Origin of the sequence: Methylobacterium sp. NPDC080182, assembly GCF_050281105.1 — a bacterium.
Lineage (GTDB): Bacteria > Pseudomonadota > Alphaproteobacteria > Rhizobiales > Beijerinckiaceae > Methylobacterium.
On the sequence record NZ_JBNNWO010000004.1, the window covers coordinates 371,866 to 389,142 of the forward strand.

Annotated in this window: 13 protein-coding genes and 1 pseudogene; 9 read left to right on the forward strand and 5 right to left on the reverse strand. The window is 71.4% G+C overall.

Translation table 11 applies throughout. The features are described 5' to 3' along the window. The first annotated feature begins 57 nt into the window (after positions 1-57). From ACQKQD_RS10390 to ACQKQD_RS10425, 8 genes are all read left to right on the forward strand, one after another. Entirely contained in the window at positions 58-1,329 is a 1,272-nt protein-coding gene (locus ACQKQD_RS10390; RefSeq protein WP_244540067.1) for a nucleotide sugar dehydrogenase, read from the forward strand. A 126-nt stretch (positions 1,330-1,455) separates the two neighbouring features. After that, positions 1,456-2,085: a CoA-binding protein gene (locus tag ACQKQD_RS10395; RefSeq protein ID WP_427508267.1), complete on the forward strand. Its 630-nt coding sequence runs from the start codon at positions 1,456-1,458 to the stop codon at positions 2,083-2,085. Between the two features lie 210 nt (positions 2,086-2,295). Beyond that, complete coding sequence (gene rplM / locus ACQKQD_RS10400; protein ID WP_012318175.1) at positions 2,296-2,757, forward strand: 50S ribosomal protein L13; 462 nt, start codon at positions 2,296-2,298, stop codon at positions 2,755-2,757. A 2-nt stretch (positions 2,758-2,759) separates the two neighbouring features. Then, positions 2,760-3,245, forward strand: coding sequence for a 30S ribosomal protein S9 (rpsI, locus tag ACQKQD_RS10405; protein ID WP_427508268.1), 486 nt, complete (start codon positions 2,760-2,762; stop codon positions 3,243-3,245). A 170-nt stretch (positions 3,246-3,415) separates the two neighbouring features. Then, on the forward strand, positions 3,416-4,366 hold the full coding sequence (gene argC, locus ACQKQD_RS10410) for an N-acetyl-gamma-glutamyl-phosphate reductase (RefSeq protein WP_427508269.1): 951 nt from the start codon (positions 3,416-3,418) through the stop codon (positions 4,364-4,366). 132 nt (positions 4,367-4,498) lie between these two features. Further along, a complete protein-coding gene (locus tag ACQKQD_RS10415) occupies positions 4,499-5,842 on the forward strand; it encodes a coagulation factor 5 8 type domain-containing protein (RefSeq protein WP_427508270.1) in 1,344 nt (447 codons plus the stop codon). Positions 5,843-5,920: 78 nt separating this feature from the next. Continuing rightward, positions 5,921-7,165 (forward strand): discoidin domain-containing protein, encoded by a 1,245-nt coding sequence (locus tag ACQKQD_RS10420; RefSeq protein WP_427508271.1) that lies wholly within the window; start codon positions 5,921-5,923, stop codon positions 7,163-7,165. A gap of 22 nt (positions 7,166-7,187) precedes the next feature. Then, positions 7,188-8,846, forward strand: coding sequence for a GDSL-type esterase/lipase family protein (locus tag ACQKQD_RS10425; RefSeq protein WP_427508272.1), 1,659 nt, complete (start codon positions 7,188-7,190; stop codon positions 8,844-8,846). Between the two features lie 49 nt (positions 8,847-8,895). Here the strand turns inward: ACQKQD_RS10425 and ACQKQD_RS10430 are convergent, their stop codons facing one another. From ACQKQD_RS10430 to ACQKQD_RS10450, 5 genes and pseudogenes are all read right to left on the reverse strand, one after another. Beyond that, complete coding sequence (locus tag ACQKQD_RS10430) at positions 8,896-11,301, reverse strand: glycosyltransferase family 2 protein (RefSeq protein WP_427508273.1); 2,406 nt, start codon at positions 11,299-11,301, stop codon at positions 8,896-8,898. A gap of 197 nt (positions 11,302-11,498) precedes the next feature. Beyond that, positions 11,499-11,915 carry a hypothetical protein gene (locus ACQKQD_RS10435; RefSeq protein ID WP_354455109.1) on the reverse strand — a complete coding sequence of 139 codons (417 nt, stop codon included), beginning with the start codon at positions 11,913-11,915 and terminating at the stop codon, positions 11,499-11,501. A 597-nt stretch (positions 11,916-12,512) separates the two neighbouring features. After that, positions 12,513-13,148 (reverse strand): annotated as a pseudogene (locus tag ACQKQD_RS10440) (DedA family protein); the annotation flags it as partial. 79 nt (positions 13,149-13,227) lie between these two features. Continuing rightward, positions 13,228-14,232, reverse strand: coding sequence for an NAD-dependent epimerase/dehydratase family protein (locus tag ACQKQD_RS10445; protein WP_427508274.1), 1,005 nt, complete (start codon positions 14,230-14,232; stop codon positions 13,228-13,230). Further along, positions 14,229-14,990 (reverse strand): hypothetical protein, encoded by a 762-nt coding sequence (locus ACQKQD_RS10450; RefSeq protein ID WP_427508275.1) that lies wholly within the window; start codon positions 14,988-14,990, stop codon positions 14,229-14,231. Before ACQKQD_RS10450 ends, ACQKQD_RS10445 begins: the two co-directional genes overlap by 4 nt. 230 nt (positions 14,991-15,220) lie before the next feature. On the opposite strand from ACQKQD_RS10450, the gene ACQKQD_RS10455 reads away from it, so the two are divergent. Next, complete coding sequence (locus ACQKQD_RS10455; RefSeq protein WP_427508276.1) at positions 15,221-17,092, forward strand: glycosyltransferase family 61 protein; 1,872 nt, start codon at positions 15,221-15,223, stop codon at positions 17,090-17,092. The last annotated feature ends 185 nt before the right edge of the window (positions 17,093-17,277 follow it).

Below are 17,277 nucleotides of genomic sequence, written 5' to 3' on the forward strand. Positions count from 1 at the left end.
GCTGACGGGGCGGCAGACGGCTCAGGGGAAGACCCGGCAGACCGCTCGGCGGTGAGCGTGGCGATCGTCGGCCTGGGCTATGTCGGGCTCCCGCTCGCCCTGGCGTTCGGCCGGGGACGGGTCACGATCGGCTACGAGCGCGCCGCCGACAAGGTGGCGGCCTACCGAGCCGGGCACGACCCGGCCGGGGAGATCGACGCGGAGGCGTTCCGGGCCGCCGCGCACCTCGCAATCACCGACGACCCGACCGCGCTGGGCGCGGCGGACGTGATCGTCGTCACGGTCCCGACCCCGGTGGACGCGGCCCAGTGCCCCGATTTCGACCTGCTGATCCGGGCCTCAGACCTCGTCGGCCGGCACATGCGGCCGGGCGCGACCGTGGTGTTCGAGTCCACCGTCTATCCGGGGGCCACCGAAGAGGTCTGCATCCCGGTCCTGGAGCGGGCCTCGGGCCTGCGCTGGAAGACGGATTTCTTCGTCGGCTACTCGCCCGAGCGGATCAACCCGGGCGACCGGGAGCACAGCCTCGCCCGGGTGGTGAAGATCGTCGCCGGCGACACGCCCGAGACCCTGGAGCGGCTCAAGGCCCTCTACGGGTCGATCATTGAGGCGGGGCTCCACGCCGCCTCGTCCATCCGGGTGGCCGAGGCCGCCAAGGTCATCGAGAACACCCAGCGCGACCTGAACATCGCGCTCATGAACGAGCTGTCGCTGATCTTCGACAAGCTCGACCTCGATACGCAGGAGGTCCTCGCGGCGGCGGGGACCAAGTGGAACTTCCTGCCGTTCCGCCCCGGGCTGGTCGGCGGCCACTGCATCGGCGTCGACCCCTATTACCTGACCCACAAGGCCGCGATGATCGGCTACCACCCGCAAGTGATCCTGGCCGGGCGGCGGATCAACGACAGCATGGCGGCCCATGTCGCCCGCAGCACGGTGAAGCGGATCGTCCGGCGCGGCGGGACCGGGCGGCCGCGGGTGATCGTCCTCGGCCTGACCTTCAAGGAAAACTGCGCGGACCTGCGCAACTCGAAGGTCGCCGACCTCGTGCGGGAACTCGAGGAATTCGGCTGCGCCGTGTCGGTCCACGATCCCCGCGCCGGCGCGGCGGAGGCCCGGGCCGAGTACGGCATCGACCTCGTCGACTGGGCCGACCTGCCCGACGCCGCGGACGCCGCGGTGATCGCGGTCCCGCACCGCGACTACGCCCGGCTCGGTCCGGAGGCGATCGCCGCCCGGGTGAAGCCCGGCGGCCTGATCGTGGACGTGAAGGCGCTCTTCGAGAAGGCGCCGTTCGCGCGGCTGGGCTACGAGGTCTGGCGGCTGTGACGGCGGCCGCGCCGACGCCGGGACAGCGGCGAGACGCCGGGCCATAAAGCGGCAGGAGACGCGGCGAGAGGCGCGGCGAGAAACGCCACACGACCCGCGATCATCGGGACGACGAGGGAACACGCCATGGACGAGAAGGGGGCCGAGACGGGCCACGAGAACCGGCCACCCGCGACCAGCGACGCGGCAGCGCTCGCGGAGCGGCACGCCCGCTACCCCGACGCGCAGATCCGCACGATCCTGAACGGCACGCGCACGATCGCGCTGGTGGGCGCCTCGGCGAACCCGGCGCGCCCGAGCTGGATCGTCCTGAAATACCTGCTCGACCGGGGCTACGCGGTGACGCCGGTCAATCCCGGCCTCGCCGGCCAGGATCTGCTCGGGCGCCGGGTGGCCGCCTCCCTCGCCGAGGTCCAGGCCGGGCTGGGCGACCAGCCGATCGACATGGTCGAGATCTTCCGCAACTCCGCCGCCGCCGGGCCGCTGGTCGACGAGGCGCTGGCGCTGACGCCGCCGCCGAAGACGATCTGGATGCAGCTCGGCGTGCGCGACGACGCGGCCGCCGCCCGGGCCGAGGCGCGCGGACTGACGGTGATCATGAACCGCTGCCCCAAGATCGAGTACGGCCGGCTCTCCGGCGAGATCGGCTGGACCGGCGTGAACTCCCGGATCCTCAGCGCCCGGAAACCGGTGCTGGCGGCCAAGGGCGTCCAGAAGCTGACCATCGCGGAGCGTGGCCGGCGCTCCGACGGCTAGCGGTATTCTGATACCTCAACCATCAAACCACTGATCGGAATAGACTTTTCGGGATCGCGCACTTCTCTATTGACCCGGCATCCGGGGCGGTCTATGCACCCGGCACCGCCGCCGCGTGTGCTCCACGCGGCGGCTCGTTTTTCGGCACCCCGATGTCCGCGGATCCCGACGCGTCGGGGTCCGGTCCGTCGGAACCCCTGGGATTTGGCTATGAAGACCACCTCGCTGAAGCCCGCCGAGGTCGACAAGAAGTGGATCGTGATCGACGCGGAGGGCCTCGTCGTCGGCCGCCTCGCGTCGATCGTGGCGATGCGCCTGCGCGGCAAGCACAAGGCCGCCTACACGCCCCACGTCGATTGCGGCGACAACGTCATCGTCATCAACGCCGAGAAGGTGAAGTTCACCGGGCGTAAGTACAATCAGAAGAGCTATTTCTACCACACCGGCTATCCGGGCGGCATCAAGGAGCGGACTGCCAAGTTCATCCTCGAGGGCCGGTTCCCCGAGCGCGTGGTGGAGAAGGCCGTGGAGCGCATGCTGCCGCGCGGCCCGCTCTTTCGCCAGATCCTCGGCAATCTCCGCGTCTACAAGGGCACCGAGCACCCGCATGAGGCCCAGCAGCCGCAGGCGCTCGACGTCGGCGCCCTCAACCGCAAGAACGTGAGCGCTTGATCATGGCGACCCTGCAGTCCCTCGCCGACCTCAACCGGTCGAACACCGGCGCGGTCGACCCCGCCAACGAGGCCCCCGTCCACGTCCAGAAGCTGGACGCGCAGGGCCGCGCCTACGCCACCGGCAAGCGCAAGGACGCGGTCGCCCGCGTCTGGATCAAGCCCGGCAGCGGCACGGTGACGATCAACAAGCGCCCGGTGGAGATCTACTTCGCCCGCCCGGTGCTGCGCATGATCCTGCGCCAGCCGCTGGAGATCGCCGGCCGCGTCGACCAGTACGACATCACCGTCACGGTGGCGGGCGGCGGCCTCTCCGGCCAGGCCGGCGCGGTGCGCCACGGCCTGTCGAAGGCCCTGACCTACTACGAGCCGGAGCTGCGCGCCCCGCTGAAGCGTGAGGGCTTCCTCACCCGCGACGCTCGCGTGGTCGAGCGCAAGAAGTACGGCCGCAAGAAGGCCCGCCGCAGCTTCCAGTTCTCGAAGCGCTGATACCCGGTCACACCGGTGTCACGGAGAGGGCGGTTCCTGCGGGAGCCGCCCTTTCGCGTTTTCAGGCCGCTGCACGGTCGTTGACAGCCTGTCGCACCGCGCGCACCTGATTCCCGGCCGCGGTGCCCGACTCGGGCGGCGAGGCATTTTTCTAGAGAGCGAGACGAGCGATGTCTGGCGCAGGCGCGACGAAGCCCACCGTGTTCATCGACGGAGAGGCCGGCACCACCGGTCTCGGCATCCGCGAGCGCCTGGAGCGCGACGGGCGGGTCGCCCTGCGCAGCATCGCCCCGGAGCACCGCAAGGATCCGGAGGCCAAGCGCGCGCTCCTCGCCGAGGTCGACCTCGTCGTGCTCTGCCTGCCGGACGAGGCCGCCAGGGAGACCGTGGCTCTGGCCGACAGCCTGCCCGGCGGCGGCCCGCGCGTCCTCGATGCCAGCACCGCCCACCGGGTGGCGGAGGGCTGGACCTACGGCTTCCCGGAGCTGACCCGGGAGCAGGGCGCGGCGGTGGCCCGCGCCCGGCGGGTCGCCAATCCGGGCTGCTACCCGACCGGCGGCGTCGCGCTCCTGCGCCCGCTGGTGGAGGGCGGCCTGATCCCGGCCGACCACCCGATCAGCGTCAACGCGGTCAGCGGCTACAGCGGCGGCGGCAAGAGCATGATCGAGGCCTACGAGCAGGGCACGGCGCCGCCGTTCCAGCTCTACGGCCTCGGCTTCGCCCACAAGCACCTGCCGGAATTGCAGCGCTACAGCGGGCTCACCCGGCGGCCGATCTTCGTGCCGTCGGTGGGCAACTTCCGGCAGGGCATGCTGGTGAGCGTGCCGCTCCACCTCGAGACGCTGCCGGGCCGGCCCACGGCCTCCGACCTCGAGGCGGCCCTGCGCGACTGGTACGCCGGTCAGAGGCTGGTGGAAGTGGTGCCGGGCGCCGGAACCGGCGCGCACCGCGAGAAGATCGAGCCGGAGGATCTCAACGACACCGACCGGCTGGAGCTGCGCGTGTTCGGCTCGGCCGAGCACGGGCAGGCGGTGCTGGTGGCGCGCCTCGACAATCTCGGCAAGGGCGCCTCCGGGGCGGCCGTGCAGAATCTCGGGCTGATGCTCGGACTCGACGGCTAGCCGACGGGCACGCCCCGTCGCCCTGCGACGGGGTCACGGGACACGCGCCCGCCTCGACAGAGCGGGCTCGCCCGGCAAAGAGGGGGCTCGGGGCGCGGGCCCCGGACCGCTCCCTGCGCAGCGCGAGACGCGATGAACGGCGACCTGATCGATGCGGCGTTCGGCCGGCCCTGGCTCGGCGCGGCACCCGCGGCCGGCGAGACCGACCGCCCGGCGGGCCCCCCGAGCTTCCAGGTCGATCTCGGCTTCCGCTGCCCGGTCCGCCGCGTCGAGGTCGCGGCCGCCAGCGCGGCACCGCCGCGCCTCGCCGTCTCCGACGACGGGCAGGTCTGGCGCGAGCCCGATCTCGACGCGGCCCGGAGCGGGCCCGCGACCCTGGTGCTCGCCGCCGGGGAGGGCGCCTGGGCGCGCCATATCCGCGTCGCTCCGGACGGCGTCACCGCAGGCGAGCCGCCGGCGGTGCAGGTGCTGTGCGACCGGGCGGATTTCGACCTCATCGCCCTGCGGCGCGTGCTGGACGTGCCCTTCGACATGGCCGACGAGCAGCCCGGCGCGAACGTTTACGTCTCCTACCGCCTCGTCAGCGCCGAGCGGCCGCGGTCCCGCGCCCTGGTCGGCCTCGCGCTCTACGAGTGCGGCGCCTTCGGCAACTGCCTGATCCAGTTGCTGCTCGCCATCGGCATCGCCCGCAACCTGAACCTGAAATATATCAAGCTCCCGGCCGCCGACCGGAGCGAGGTGATCGGCCTGACCGGCCCCCTGACCTGCGGCGGCCTCACCTTCATCCCCGGCTCGGAGCCGCTGCCGCCGGACGGCGCCTTCCTGTCGGGAATGTACTTCGACCTCGGGATCCAGCAGCTCGCCGGCACCCTCGGCCCCGACGAGACCCGGGACATCGTGCGGACCTGCATCCGACCGCTGTTCAACCGGCTGCCGGCGGAGATCCCCGCCAAGCCCGACGACGAGCTGCTGATCCACATCCGCTCGGGGGACATCTTCAGCACCTGGGTGGCGCCGACCTACCCGCAGCCGCCGCTCGCCTTCTACCAGATGGTGATCCGGCGGCTCCTGGCAGAGGGCCGCATCGCCCGGATCAAGATGGTGTTCGAGAACCGGCTCAACCCGGTGATCCCGGTGCTGGAAGCGTGGATCGCCGAGATCGGCGTGCCGCTGACGACCCAGAGCGGCTCCCTGATCGACGACGTCGCGGCGCTGATGAACGGGCGCTACCTCGTCTTCGGGCTCGGCACCTTCGGGCCGGGGGTCTGCCAGCTCTCCGAGCACGTCGAGCAGGTCTTCTACTTCGCCTCCGGCTGGCCGCAGCATTTCAAGAGCATCCCGACCATCGGGCGGGTCGTCGAGGTGCTGGACCTCGCCGGCGACTACACGAAGGTCGGCGAGTGGGACAACTCGCCCGAGCGCCGCGCTCTGATGCTCGCGTATCCGGCCGAGAAGCTCGCGTTCGACGACGCCTGAGCCCGGCCCCGCCGCGGCCGCCTTGCCGAAGCCGGCAAAACCGGTGACAAGCCCTCGAGCCACCGCCGGAGGACAGACTTGGCCAGCGCTGACCCATCCCCGGAGGCCCTGCGCGTCAACGCCTTCGACATGCACCGGGCCGAGGTGCTGATGCGGCTGCGGCGCCGGCTCCGGCCGCGCCACACCACCCTGGTCAGCTTCGCCGCCAAGTACCACTACGTCGAGAGCCAGCGCCGGCTGGTGGCCTCGGCCGCCGCCACGGGCGATTTCGACACGATCGAGAGCTGGTCCCCCGACCGGCTGCGCGAGACGCCGTTCTACCGCGCGCACCGGGAGATCCTCGACCGGTCCCGGGGCGCCGGCAACTGGGCCTGGAAGCCCTACATCATCGCCGAGGCGCTGGAGAAGCGCCGCGACGGCGACTTCGTCGTCTTCAGCGACACCGGCATGCAGGCGGTCGGCGACGACCCGCTGCCGCCGGTGGCGCCGCTGCTCACCTGGCTCGACGGCTCGGAGCGCCGGGTCGCGGTGGGCGTGCTGCACGGCAAGCCGCAGCGGGCCTGGACCAAGCGCGACTGCTTCGTGCTGATGGAGTGCGACGCGGCGCGCTACTGGGACGCCGACCAGATCCAGGCCTCCTGGATCGCCTTCATGGTCAGCCCCGCCACCCGCCGGCTCGTGGCCGAGTGGCTGCGCTACGCCGGCGACCCGCGGGTCGTCACCGACATCCCGAACCAGATGGGCCTGCCGGATCTCGAGGGCTTCATCGACCACCGCTTCGACCAGAGCATCCTGTCGAACCTGATCTACAAGCTCGAGCTGGAGATCCCGCCCCTGCGGCAGCCGTCCAAGCAGATCCGGACGCTGATCGACGAGCTGGAGATGGACACGCTGGTGGCGATGCGCCCCTCCGAGAACATCGCGCTGGGCAAGACCTGGACGGCGAGCTCCGCCTCGCCCTGGTCGGGCACGACCGGCACCTACGGCGCGCGCACCACCGGCGACCCGTCCTTCTTCTTCCACACCGGGCTCGACCGGAACCCCTGGTTCGTCCTCGATCTCGGCGCGGTCGAGCGGGTCTCGGAGATCCGGATCTACAATCGCTGGGGGCAGCTCAGCGAGCGGGCGCAGCTGATGCGGGTCTGGCTGGGCGAGACTGACAACGACTACAGCCTCGTCTTCGACGCCGTGGACGCCCACTGCCATCCCGGCCTGCCCCTCCACCTGCGGTTCGACAACGCGCGGTTCCGCTACCTCAAGATCGATCTCGACGAGGAGCAGCACCTGCATCTCGACGGGATCGAGATCTTCGCGGCGCGCTGACGCCGCCCCGGATCGCGACGGCATGAGCACGCCGATGCAGGACAAGCCGCTGTTCCCGTTCGGGCCGATCCTGTTCTTCGGCGATTCGGTCACGGCGGAGCTGGTGGCCGAGACACCGCCGCTCTTCTCCGGACCCCAGACGGTCGCGCGCGGAATTGCCGGGCAGTCCACCCGGGACATGGGACGGCGGCTGTGCTCCGACATCGCCCTCTACGGAGCCCGCGGCCTGCACCTCATCGGCGGCCGCGACGACATCCTCAGCGGCAAGGCCGCGCCGTCGCTGGACAGCATCGTAGCCGACTTCACCGCGATGCTGCGGGACGCGCGCGACCTCTACGTGCGGACCTGGGTCGGCTCGATCCCGCCGGTGGATCCGGCCGCGCCAGCCGCAGCCGGCCTGCCCATCCCGCTCATCGGGCAGGTCAACGCGTGGCTGCGCGACCACGTGCAGGCGTACGGCGCGCAGTTCATCGATTACGACGCCGTCCTGGCCACCGGGACGGGCGCGCTCAGGCCCGCTCTCAGCGACGACGGCGTCCGGCTCAACGCCGCCGGCTACGCGGCGCTCAGGGACGCGATGATGGCGGCTCTGACCGCCCCGGGCGTCGAGCAGATCTGGGCCCCGCCGGAGAGTGAGGATGCGGCGCGGCGGCGCAAGTTCCTGCACCATTTCGGCTATCTCGACTCGAACACCCGCTATCCGAGCCCGTTCATCCAGTTCGCCGGCAAGCCGGGGGCGAGCCATTACGGCGTCCCGTTCGACGCGGACGGCTTCCTGAACGCCGTCCCGATCGGCGCGCGCAAGCCGGAGGGCGAGACCCGGATCCTGGTCGTCGGCGACTCGACCACGATCGACGGCGGCGACATCGCCAACACCCTGCCGGGCCGCATCGAGCGGATTCTGCGGGCCGACGGCTTGGAGAGCGCGAAGGTCTACAATTTCGGAGTGATGTCGAGCTGCCTCACGCAGATGACGCACCTGATCTGGTCGCGCCTGGTGACATACAGCCCCGACGCGATCCTCGTGCTGAGCGGCAGCACCGACCTGTTCCAGCCCTGGACCTACGATCCCCGGCCGGGCCACCCCTACAACGCCTTCATCGCCCAGCGGCTCTACGACCACTTCTTCGACACGCACGATCCCCGCGCCCGCGAGGACGGCCTATCCTACGAGGCACTGATCACGCTGATCTACGAGGAGCTGAAGCGGCTACGGTTCGAGGTGGGCTGGCAGAGCCCCGGCTGGGAGGACGCGATCGTCTACCATTACGAACTGGCGGCGCACCGACTGACCAAGCTGTCGCACGACCACGGGGTGCCGATCGTCAGCGTCCTGCAGCCGACGATCCTGCGCAAGCGCCACCTCACCGAGGTGGAAAGCGGCGTCGCCTCGGGGGCGTTCCTGGCCTATCTCGACCGGCAATACGCCAAGCTGGAGGCGTTCACCGCGCAGCTCGCGGCGCGGCGCCCGTACCGGCGCACCTTCACGGCCCTCGACCTCAGCGGGATCTTCCGCGACCGGGAGGAGGGGACCTTCTACGACATCGTCCACTACGACGATCCCGCCCGCGAGATCGTCGCGACGCGGCTCGCCGCCGAGATCCGCGGGGCCCTGGACCGGGCCCGCGCCCGCACGCCGCTGGCCCGGGTGCGGCAGCTCCTCGGCGGTCGGCGGCGATAGGGCCGGCCCGAAGGGCGCGGCCCCGCGTGTCGCGACGCCCCACCCGCGATCAGCTCTGCTCGACCGCCCGCTTGACCCGGTGGGTGAAGATCACCGAGAGCCAGGGCACGACCTCGTGCTCGACCTCGATGGAGAGCAGCACCTCGAGGTGGAGCGCGTAAGGCAGGGTGAAGCGGAAGCCGCAGCGGGCCTCCTCCATCGTGGTCGGCATGTCGCCGAGCACCGCCGCGATCACGTCCGGCCGGTGGACGTCCACGGGGATGCGCTGGACCTCGCCGTCGGCCTCGACGATCAGCGTCGCCTTTGCGCGACTCGCCGAGACGACCCAGCCGGCCAGAACCACCTGCCCGTCCCGGATCTCGGCCCAGACCCGGTCCTGGGGGGACTCCAGGTTCGCACGGGCGAAGGAATCCGGCAGCTCGCCGTCGAGCTCGGCCACCGTGCAGCCGACCTCGTACTTCTCGAAGCCGCGCCCCTCGCCGAAGATGCCGGCGAACTCCTTCTGGTACTGGGCGATCCGGGCGTTCTTGATGTCCTCCGGCAGGCCCGACCACTGGCCCTTCTCCTGGACCGTGTAGACCGAGAGCAGTTCCCGCAGGAACGCGATCCGGCCCTTGTCGGCGACGTAGAGGTTCATCAGCCAGTCGGCCGCCGAGGCGTTCGCGTAGTAGGCCTCCGGAACCCGCCGCAGAGCCTCGGCGCGGTAGAAACAGCAGGAGAAGTTGGCGGTGAGCGGCGAGTTGGCCAGGACCGGGAAGCTGATCGGGCCGGTGGGATAGCGGCCCTGCTCGTCGTGCGGGACGTAGGAGCCGGTCGCCGGGTAGTGGAGCAGCACCCAGTTGAAGCACATGTCCAGCTTGCGGTCGTTGCGCAGCATCCGCATCTGCATGGTGACCTTGCGGTCCGACAGCCAGTAATCGTCCGCCTCGCAGAAGGCGACGTACCGGCCCGTGCAGGCGGCGAGGCAGTCCTGCATGTTGCGCAGCATGCCGAGATTGTGCGGCCGGGGCCGCACCGCGATCCGCTCCGGGTCGCGCGCCCGGTATCGCTCGACGATCTCCGCGGTGCCGTCGGTAGACTTGTCGTCGCCGATCACGACCTGCAGCCGGAACAGGCCGCGCTGGCCCAGCACCGCGTCGAGGCAGCGGCCGATATCGGCGGCGTGGTTGTAGGCCGTGACGATGACGCTGACGGTCAGCTGCTTCAGCAGCCACGCGCGCAGGGCCTCCGGCTCTCCTGAAAGGTCATCCGGCGCGTCGAGGCCCATGTCGCTCAAGGCATCCCGGGCGATGTCGGGATTGGCCTCGATCAGGCGCCCGAGGCTCGGCACGTCCTCCTCGTCGAGGTAGGCCTCGGCCAGCCGCCGGAAGATCGACTTCTGCGCGCCCTCGTAGCCCGCCGCGTAGCGGCCGCCGAAATGGCCGCGCAGCTTGCGGAAGAACGCGATCTCGGAGTTGCCGAGCTTCTTGTGGCGGGCGAGTTCGGTGGCGTAGGTCGCCCACATCCCGGCGGCGTGCTTGCGGTAGACCGCCATCACCTCCGGCAGGAAGCCGACGCGCCCGACCTCGGCATGCATCAGATGGACGTACCAGTCGCCGGGGGCGATGCCCTCGTCGAACACGAACGCCTCCTCGCCGTGGTAGCGCCAGCGGTAGAGCACGCTGTTGGTCTGGACGAAGTTGTGCGCCACGAGGTCCGACAGCGACGGCTGCGGGCTGCACTGCTTCGGGTACAGCTCGTCGACCCCCGGCATGTCCTCGTAGACGACGCGCACCCGGTGGAAGCAGAGGGTGAATTCCGGGCGCGCCCGCAGGAAATCGACCTGCCGCTGGAGCTTGCGCGGGTCGGTCCAGTAATCGTCGCCCTCGCAGATCGCCACGAACTCGCCGCGGGCACGGGCCGTGAGGTCGGCGAAGTTCCTGTTGGGCCCGAGATTCTCACTGCGCAGGACCGCCACGAGGTTGGGGTGGCGCGCGGCGTACTCGGCGATGATCTCGGCGGTCCCGTCCGTGGAGCGGTCGTCGCCGACCAGCAGCTCGAAGGGGAAATCCGTGGCTTGCCCGAGGATGCTCTCCAGCGTCTGCCGGATGAAGGCCGCTTGGTTGTAGCTGATGCACACGACCGAGACGACCGGCCGGTTCCAGGCCGGCGCAGGCTGGGTCTCGGCGCGCCCCCGGATCCAGGCCGCGAAGGGATTGACGAAGCTGCCGTCGAAGGTCTCGTCCGGCGGCGCGGTGAAGTCGGCCCGGGGCCGGCGCCCGAGCCGGGCGCCGTACTTCACGTAGTGCTCGAGGGGCGACAGGTCGGTCAGGCCGACATCGGGATAGCGCGTCGCGTAGCCGATATGGTCGAACAGGCCGCTGGCGTAGATCGTGGCGAAGTCGTCCTGCCACGGCTCGAGCGCGGGCGGAGCCGCGGTCGAGCCCGGCGCGCTCGCGCCTGCACCGTCCTGCATCGGTCTGATCCCTCGCACGCGCCCCGTCCGGCCGCTCCCTAGATCACGGGACGGGGAGGGTCAACGCGGCCGATAGAGACGATCACGAAGTCTATCGGACCCTCTTCTGATTTTATACTTGCCGCGATCGATCACGGAGCGGACAAAGACTTTCGAGACCCATCATCCCGCAATGCGCCCGCGCCGTCGACCGGCCCTCACAGCGTCGAGGGCAGGCGCGCCTCCTCCGATCCGTGATTGTAGTAGTGCATCATCGGATCGGCCCCCGCACTGGCGACGTCGTCGTTGCAAGCAAGGTAGAACTGGCGGTCGAACAGGCCGGATGTCTCCAGCCACGCGAGCATCGTCTGCTCGGGCACGACCGGGGCGCGGTCCGGGGAGGCCTCGGCGGCTTCCCGGTAGAGGTGAGCGAACCGGGCGATCCGGGCCGCGACCTCCTTGGCGGCGGGGCGGCGCACCGACGAGGCGACGACGCTCGACTGCTCGCCGGGACGCCGGCGCTGGAGATCCGCCTCGGCGAGACGCACCAGCCGGGCCAGCTCGCCCTGCGCTTCCTTGAGCCGCGCCTGGGTCTCGGCGAGTTCCGCCCGCAGCGCCTCTACGTCCTCGGCCAAGGTCGGCTCCGTCTCAGTCGCGGGGCCCGACGGGTCTCGGGCACGCGGCCGCCGGCGGGAGGCCGGCGCGACTGGGCGCCCCTGTCGGGTCGAGGCCGGCTGTACGATCGGCCCCCGGACCGGTCAACCCTGCAGCCCGAGCGCGAGGGCCGTCCGGCGCGGCGGTCACGCCGCCAGCCCGACGGCCTCCTCGGACTCCGCGTCGGCCTCGTCCTCAAGACGCGGGAGCCGCCGGCCGACCACCAGCAGGAGGAGGGCGGGGACGGCGACGATCAGGGCGATGCCGAGGATCCCAACATGCCCGATGAGCCGTCCGTAGAAGCCGCCGGTGACGCCGTCGTGCCAGGAGATCACCGCCATGCCGGCGCCGGCGGCGACGAGCAGCACGGGGATCTTGAACCACAGGGGCCAGGGCGCGCGCCGGGTCTGGGCGGCCGCGCGCGCGGTGGGCTGCGGTGCCGCGCGCTCCCGCTCCGCCAGGAGCGCCGCGATCTGATTCTGGAACTCCGCCTGGACCCGGCTATCCGGGTCCACGCCGCCGTGCGCCGGGACAGGCCCCGGGACAGGCTCGGCCCGCGCCTCGCCGAGCCCCCCGCCGAGCGGCCCCGGGATCTCGGCCTCGGCGGCGACCATCAGGCGCGCCTCGTGCCGGCGCATGAACAGCCACAGGGCGACGGCGCCCAGCAGGACGAAGGCCAGCAGCCCGAGGCCGACGGGACCCATCACGTTCTCGATCGAGCGGCCGCACAGGTAGGCGCCGAACCCCATGATCGAGGCCCAGGCCACGCCGCCGAGGGCGTTGAAGGCCATGAAGCGGCGGGCGTCGAGCTTGTTCACGCCGGCCAGGACCGCCGCGTAGGCCCGGAGCATCGCGGTGAAGCGGCCGAAGAACACGATCTTCCCGCCATGCCGGCGGAACAGGTACTGGCCGAGCTTGAGCCGGCCGTGGTCGAGCCCGATCAGGTGGCCCTTGCGCAGGAGCAGGGGCAGGCCCCAGCGGCGGCCGACCCAGTAGCCGGCATTGTCGCCCAGGATGGCGGCGGTCGCGGCGATCGCCACGACGACGGCGATGTTGATGTTGCCGGTGCTGCCCGCGTAGGCCGCCGAGGTCAGCAGCACCGTCTCGCCGGGCAGGGGCAGTCCGGCGCTCTCGAGGGTGATGATCACGAAGATCGCCAGGTAGCCGTAATGCGCGATCAGGTCGGCGATCGGCAGATCGTGCAGGAAGGACATGGGGTCTCCTCGCGGATCGATGCCGCGCGCTGTCGCCGACAAACGTGGCCGCTCCGGGGCGGCGTGATCATCCGGCCGGTCAGCCGGCGCCGGAGGGCACGTCAGCCGCCCGCGACCGGGCCAGGTGGGCGCGCATCCAAGTGATGGTCCCGGTGAGACCCGCCTGCAGGGGGACGCGGGGCTGCCAGCCGAGTTCCGACCGGATCAGCGCGGTGTCGAGCACGTTGGCCGGCACGTCGGCGGCGCGGCTCGGCCGGTGCACGCAGGGGAGGTGGTCCCGCCCGAAGGCCACCTTCAGCTCGGCGATGACCTCGTTGACGCTCAGGCCCCGGCCGCTGCCGACGTTCAGCACCTTGTGCGGCCCCCGATAGGCGACGGCCCCCAGGAAGGCGTCGCTCACGTCGTCGATGTGGAGGAAGTCGCGCACCACCGCGCCGGTCCCCCAGACCTCCAGCGGCTGGTCGGTGAGGACGCGGTGAATGTAGCTGCCGATCAGGCCCTGGTGCTTGGTGCCGAGCTGGAAGCGTCCGTACGGGTTGGCGATCCGCAGGATCTGGTAGTCGATCCCGTGCAGGTGCCGGTAGAGGTACAGCGACTTCTCGATCATCAGCTTGCTGATGCCGTAGGCCGAGATCGGGTCGGTCGGCGCCCGCTCGGGGATCGGGATGGCGCCCGGGATCCCGTAGATCGCGCCGCCGGAGGACGCGAACACGAGCTTGCCGATCCGCGCCGAGCGGCAGATCTCCAGGAGATGCAAAGTGGCGATCGGCGCGGCCGAGAGTTCCGCCGACGGGTCGCGGTTGGAGCTCTCGGGAATCGAGCCGGCGATCAGGTGGAAGACGACGTCCTGGCGCTCCACCGCGTTGGCGAGGGCGAGGCGGTCGGAGAACTGGCCAGACACCCGGGCAACGCGCCGGTCCAGGACCTCGGCCTGCGGGTGGCTGCGGCTGAAGCACGTGACCTCGGCCCCCGCCGCCGCGAGGCGGTTGCACAGGTTCAGCCCGAGGAACCCGCCGCCGCCCAGCACGAGGCATCGGGCGCCCGCGAGCCCCGGCCCGGGCAGCTCGCCGGCGGCGCCGCTCATGGCCGCGGATCGGCGGTGAGGGCGCCGTCGGACCCGGCCTCGCCCGCCGCGATCAGGCGCTCGAGCAGCGTCTGGGCGGTGTCCTCCAGCGCGCGCCGGGTCGGCTCCAGGGGCGCCTTGCCGGAGGCGCGGGCCGCCGCGTAGGCCGCCGCGTAGGCGGTGTCCCAGGCGGCGGCGAGGATCGGGCCGCCGGCCGCTTCCAGGTCGTCGCGGATCGCCGTCCAGGCCGCCCGCTGTGCGACGTCCCAGGCCGCCGCCCGCACGTAGGGGCCGGTCTGGCGCAGGGTGAGATTGGCGATCGCCGCCCGCTTGCGGGCGCGTCGGAGGTCGTCGCACAGCCCGGCGAGATCCCCCAGATCGCGGATCTCGGGCAAGCCGGCCAGCACGTCGGCCTCGACGTTCAGCTTGGCGAGGTGGAACCATGCCGGCAGGTGAACGCGGACGAGCCAGTCGGCCACCATCCCGGCCCGGCGTCGCTCGACGGGTTCCGAACCGCGCGTCCCGACGAGGCGGGGAAGCAGGGGGAGGATGCGGCCGTCGCGCGCCGCCTGCGGCAGGCCGTCGCTCCACGTGCGGACGAAGGCGGCAATCACGGGCGACGCGCAGGCCGGCCGGTCCGAGAGCGGCTCCCCGGCGAGATGGGCGACCGCTTCCATGGCGCACAGCGCCCCGTCGCGCCCGGCCTGCCGGCCGGCCGCCAGCGTCCGGACCGACGCGATCCGGTCACCGCCGATCTCAAGGCTCCCCGATTCCGGCATCCGAAGGCTTTCCTCATCTCCCGCCCGTGCGCCGGCCCAACGCCGCGGGCGGCGGCCGGCGCGCGAAGCCACGGCCGACCCGTTCGGAACGGGGATTTACCAGTTCCGCGGCGGGACGCTAAGGGTGGGCTCCTGCCACGGCGCCCGATGCGCGGCCCCGCTCCTGCCGGCGGCCGTCCGAGGTTGGCACCACGTCGAGGCCGGGAACGGGCCGGTCGAGCACGCGGAACATGTCACACTTCCTGGACCTGATCAGAGATCATCGCGGCGGCCAGGCCGACCTGATCGCGCGGCTCGGCGCGCTCGCGGCCGACCCGGCGGCGGCGGGGACCAGCCCCGGCACGATGATCCGCCATCTCGACGCCCTGGCGTTCCGGCTGGACGGGGGCGGCGCGCCCGATCTCGCGGCCCAGGCCTACGACCTCGCGGCCATCCTGGCGGGCCGCGATGGCGGCCGCTGGACCCTGGCCGCCGCGGAGGCGCGCCTGCGCGACCTCTGCGCCCGCGGACGCTTCGCCGAGGCGGATCCGGTCGTCGCGCGCCTGCGCGCCGCGGACGCGAACCGGCTGCGCCCGCGGATCATGGAGGAGCTGATCGACAGGGCGTGGCTGCTGGAGCTGCGCGGCGAGGCCGAGGCGAGCGTCCAGTGCTACCGCCTCGCCCTGGATCTCAACGGCGGCGCGCCCGGCCTCGTCTCGCGGGACGGGGATCCGCTCGCCAAGAAGATCAAGAATCTGCGCCGGCTCCAGCTCGACGCGCTGATCGAGGCCGGGGACTTCGACGCGGCCGTCGCCCTGCACGAGACGACCCGCCGGCTGATCGGCGCCGGCCCCCTGGCCGGCTACGACATGGTCGCCGCCGCGTCCCTGGCCGGCCGGCCGGGCATCGACTACGCCGAGCTCCGGCCGCCCCGGCCGATCCAGGCACCGGAGCTCAAGTTCACCGAGCCGCCGCCGCCCCTCACCTCTGAGCCGGGGGATCTGGAGGCGCCGAGCCAGTACCTCGCGTTCGTCGACGGCTGCCACGCCTTCCCGCGCAGCAACCTCGTCGTGAAGGACGGCCACCTGATCTATGACCTCGCCGCCCATCCCCGCCGGCGGGACGTGCTGCTCCAGGACGGGGTCAACCCGGACCAGATCGTGATGGCGGCCTTCGGGGAGAGGCGGGCCCTCGTCGAGGTTCCGGAGGACAGCCTGTCGATCGAGGCCGGCCTGTCGATGTTCGGGCTCCAGAGCCGGAATTACGGCCACTGGTTCTGCGAGTTCGTGCCGCGCATGCTCGCCTACAACGACCCGTGCTGCCCGGACGGCATCCCGCTCTGCATCGACGACCACATGCCGGCGACCCACGAGGAGGTGGTCCGGCTCCTCGACACGCGCGACCGCCCGATCATCAAGCTGCCGAGCCGGCCGGTGGCGTTCGGCCGGCTCGGCCTCGCGCCGGTGCCCGCCTTCTTCCCGTTCGAGATGCGGCCGGGGCAGCCGGTCTACGACACGATCTGGCCCGCCGACATCCTGGTCGATCTGCGCGCCCGCATCCTCCACAGCGCGCGCGCGCGCGGGGCCCTGAGCGACCGCACCGGCCGCCGGCTGTTCATCTCGCGCAAGGCCTTCGCGCAGCGCCAGCTCGTCAACGAGGTCGAGATCGCCGAGGCGCTCCGGCCGCACGGCTTCGAGGTCATCACTCCGGAGACGATGACGTTCCTCGAACAGGTCGACGCGTTCCACGCCGCCGACATCATCGTCGGCTCGTCGAGTTCGGCGCTCACCAACGGACTGTTCTGCCGCCCGGATTGCCGGATCCTCGGCCTGATCCACGCCAACCTGAGCTTCAATTTCCGGGGCTATACCAGTTTCATCGAGGCCGGCGGCGCGCGGATCACGTTCCTGCGCGGCCAGACGACGAACGAGGACGGCCACGCCTTCCACGCCAGCTACCACGTCGCGCCGAGCGCGGTGGTCGCGGCCCTCGGATCTCTGGCGCAGCCAACCCCGGTGCTATCGCCGCAGGTGCCGCCCGTCGCGCCTGCGGTCGCCGGACGGTCGGTCGTGGGCCGACTGCTCGGCGCTCTTCCATTCCCGCGGCGAGCCGATGGACAATAGATCAGTAATTGCATTTGTTCGACAAGGCTCGCGGAAGTAGAGTCCGACCGTTGCGGATCGGTCGCGTTGCGCTTAGAGGGCTTCGCGACATCGGACCGCGCTCCGGACGCGAAGGGGCCTCGGCACGGTCCATGGTATGTTTCGCGGTCGAGGGTCGACGTCAGAGAGCCGGCATTTCGGCGGGG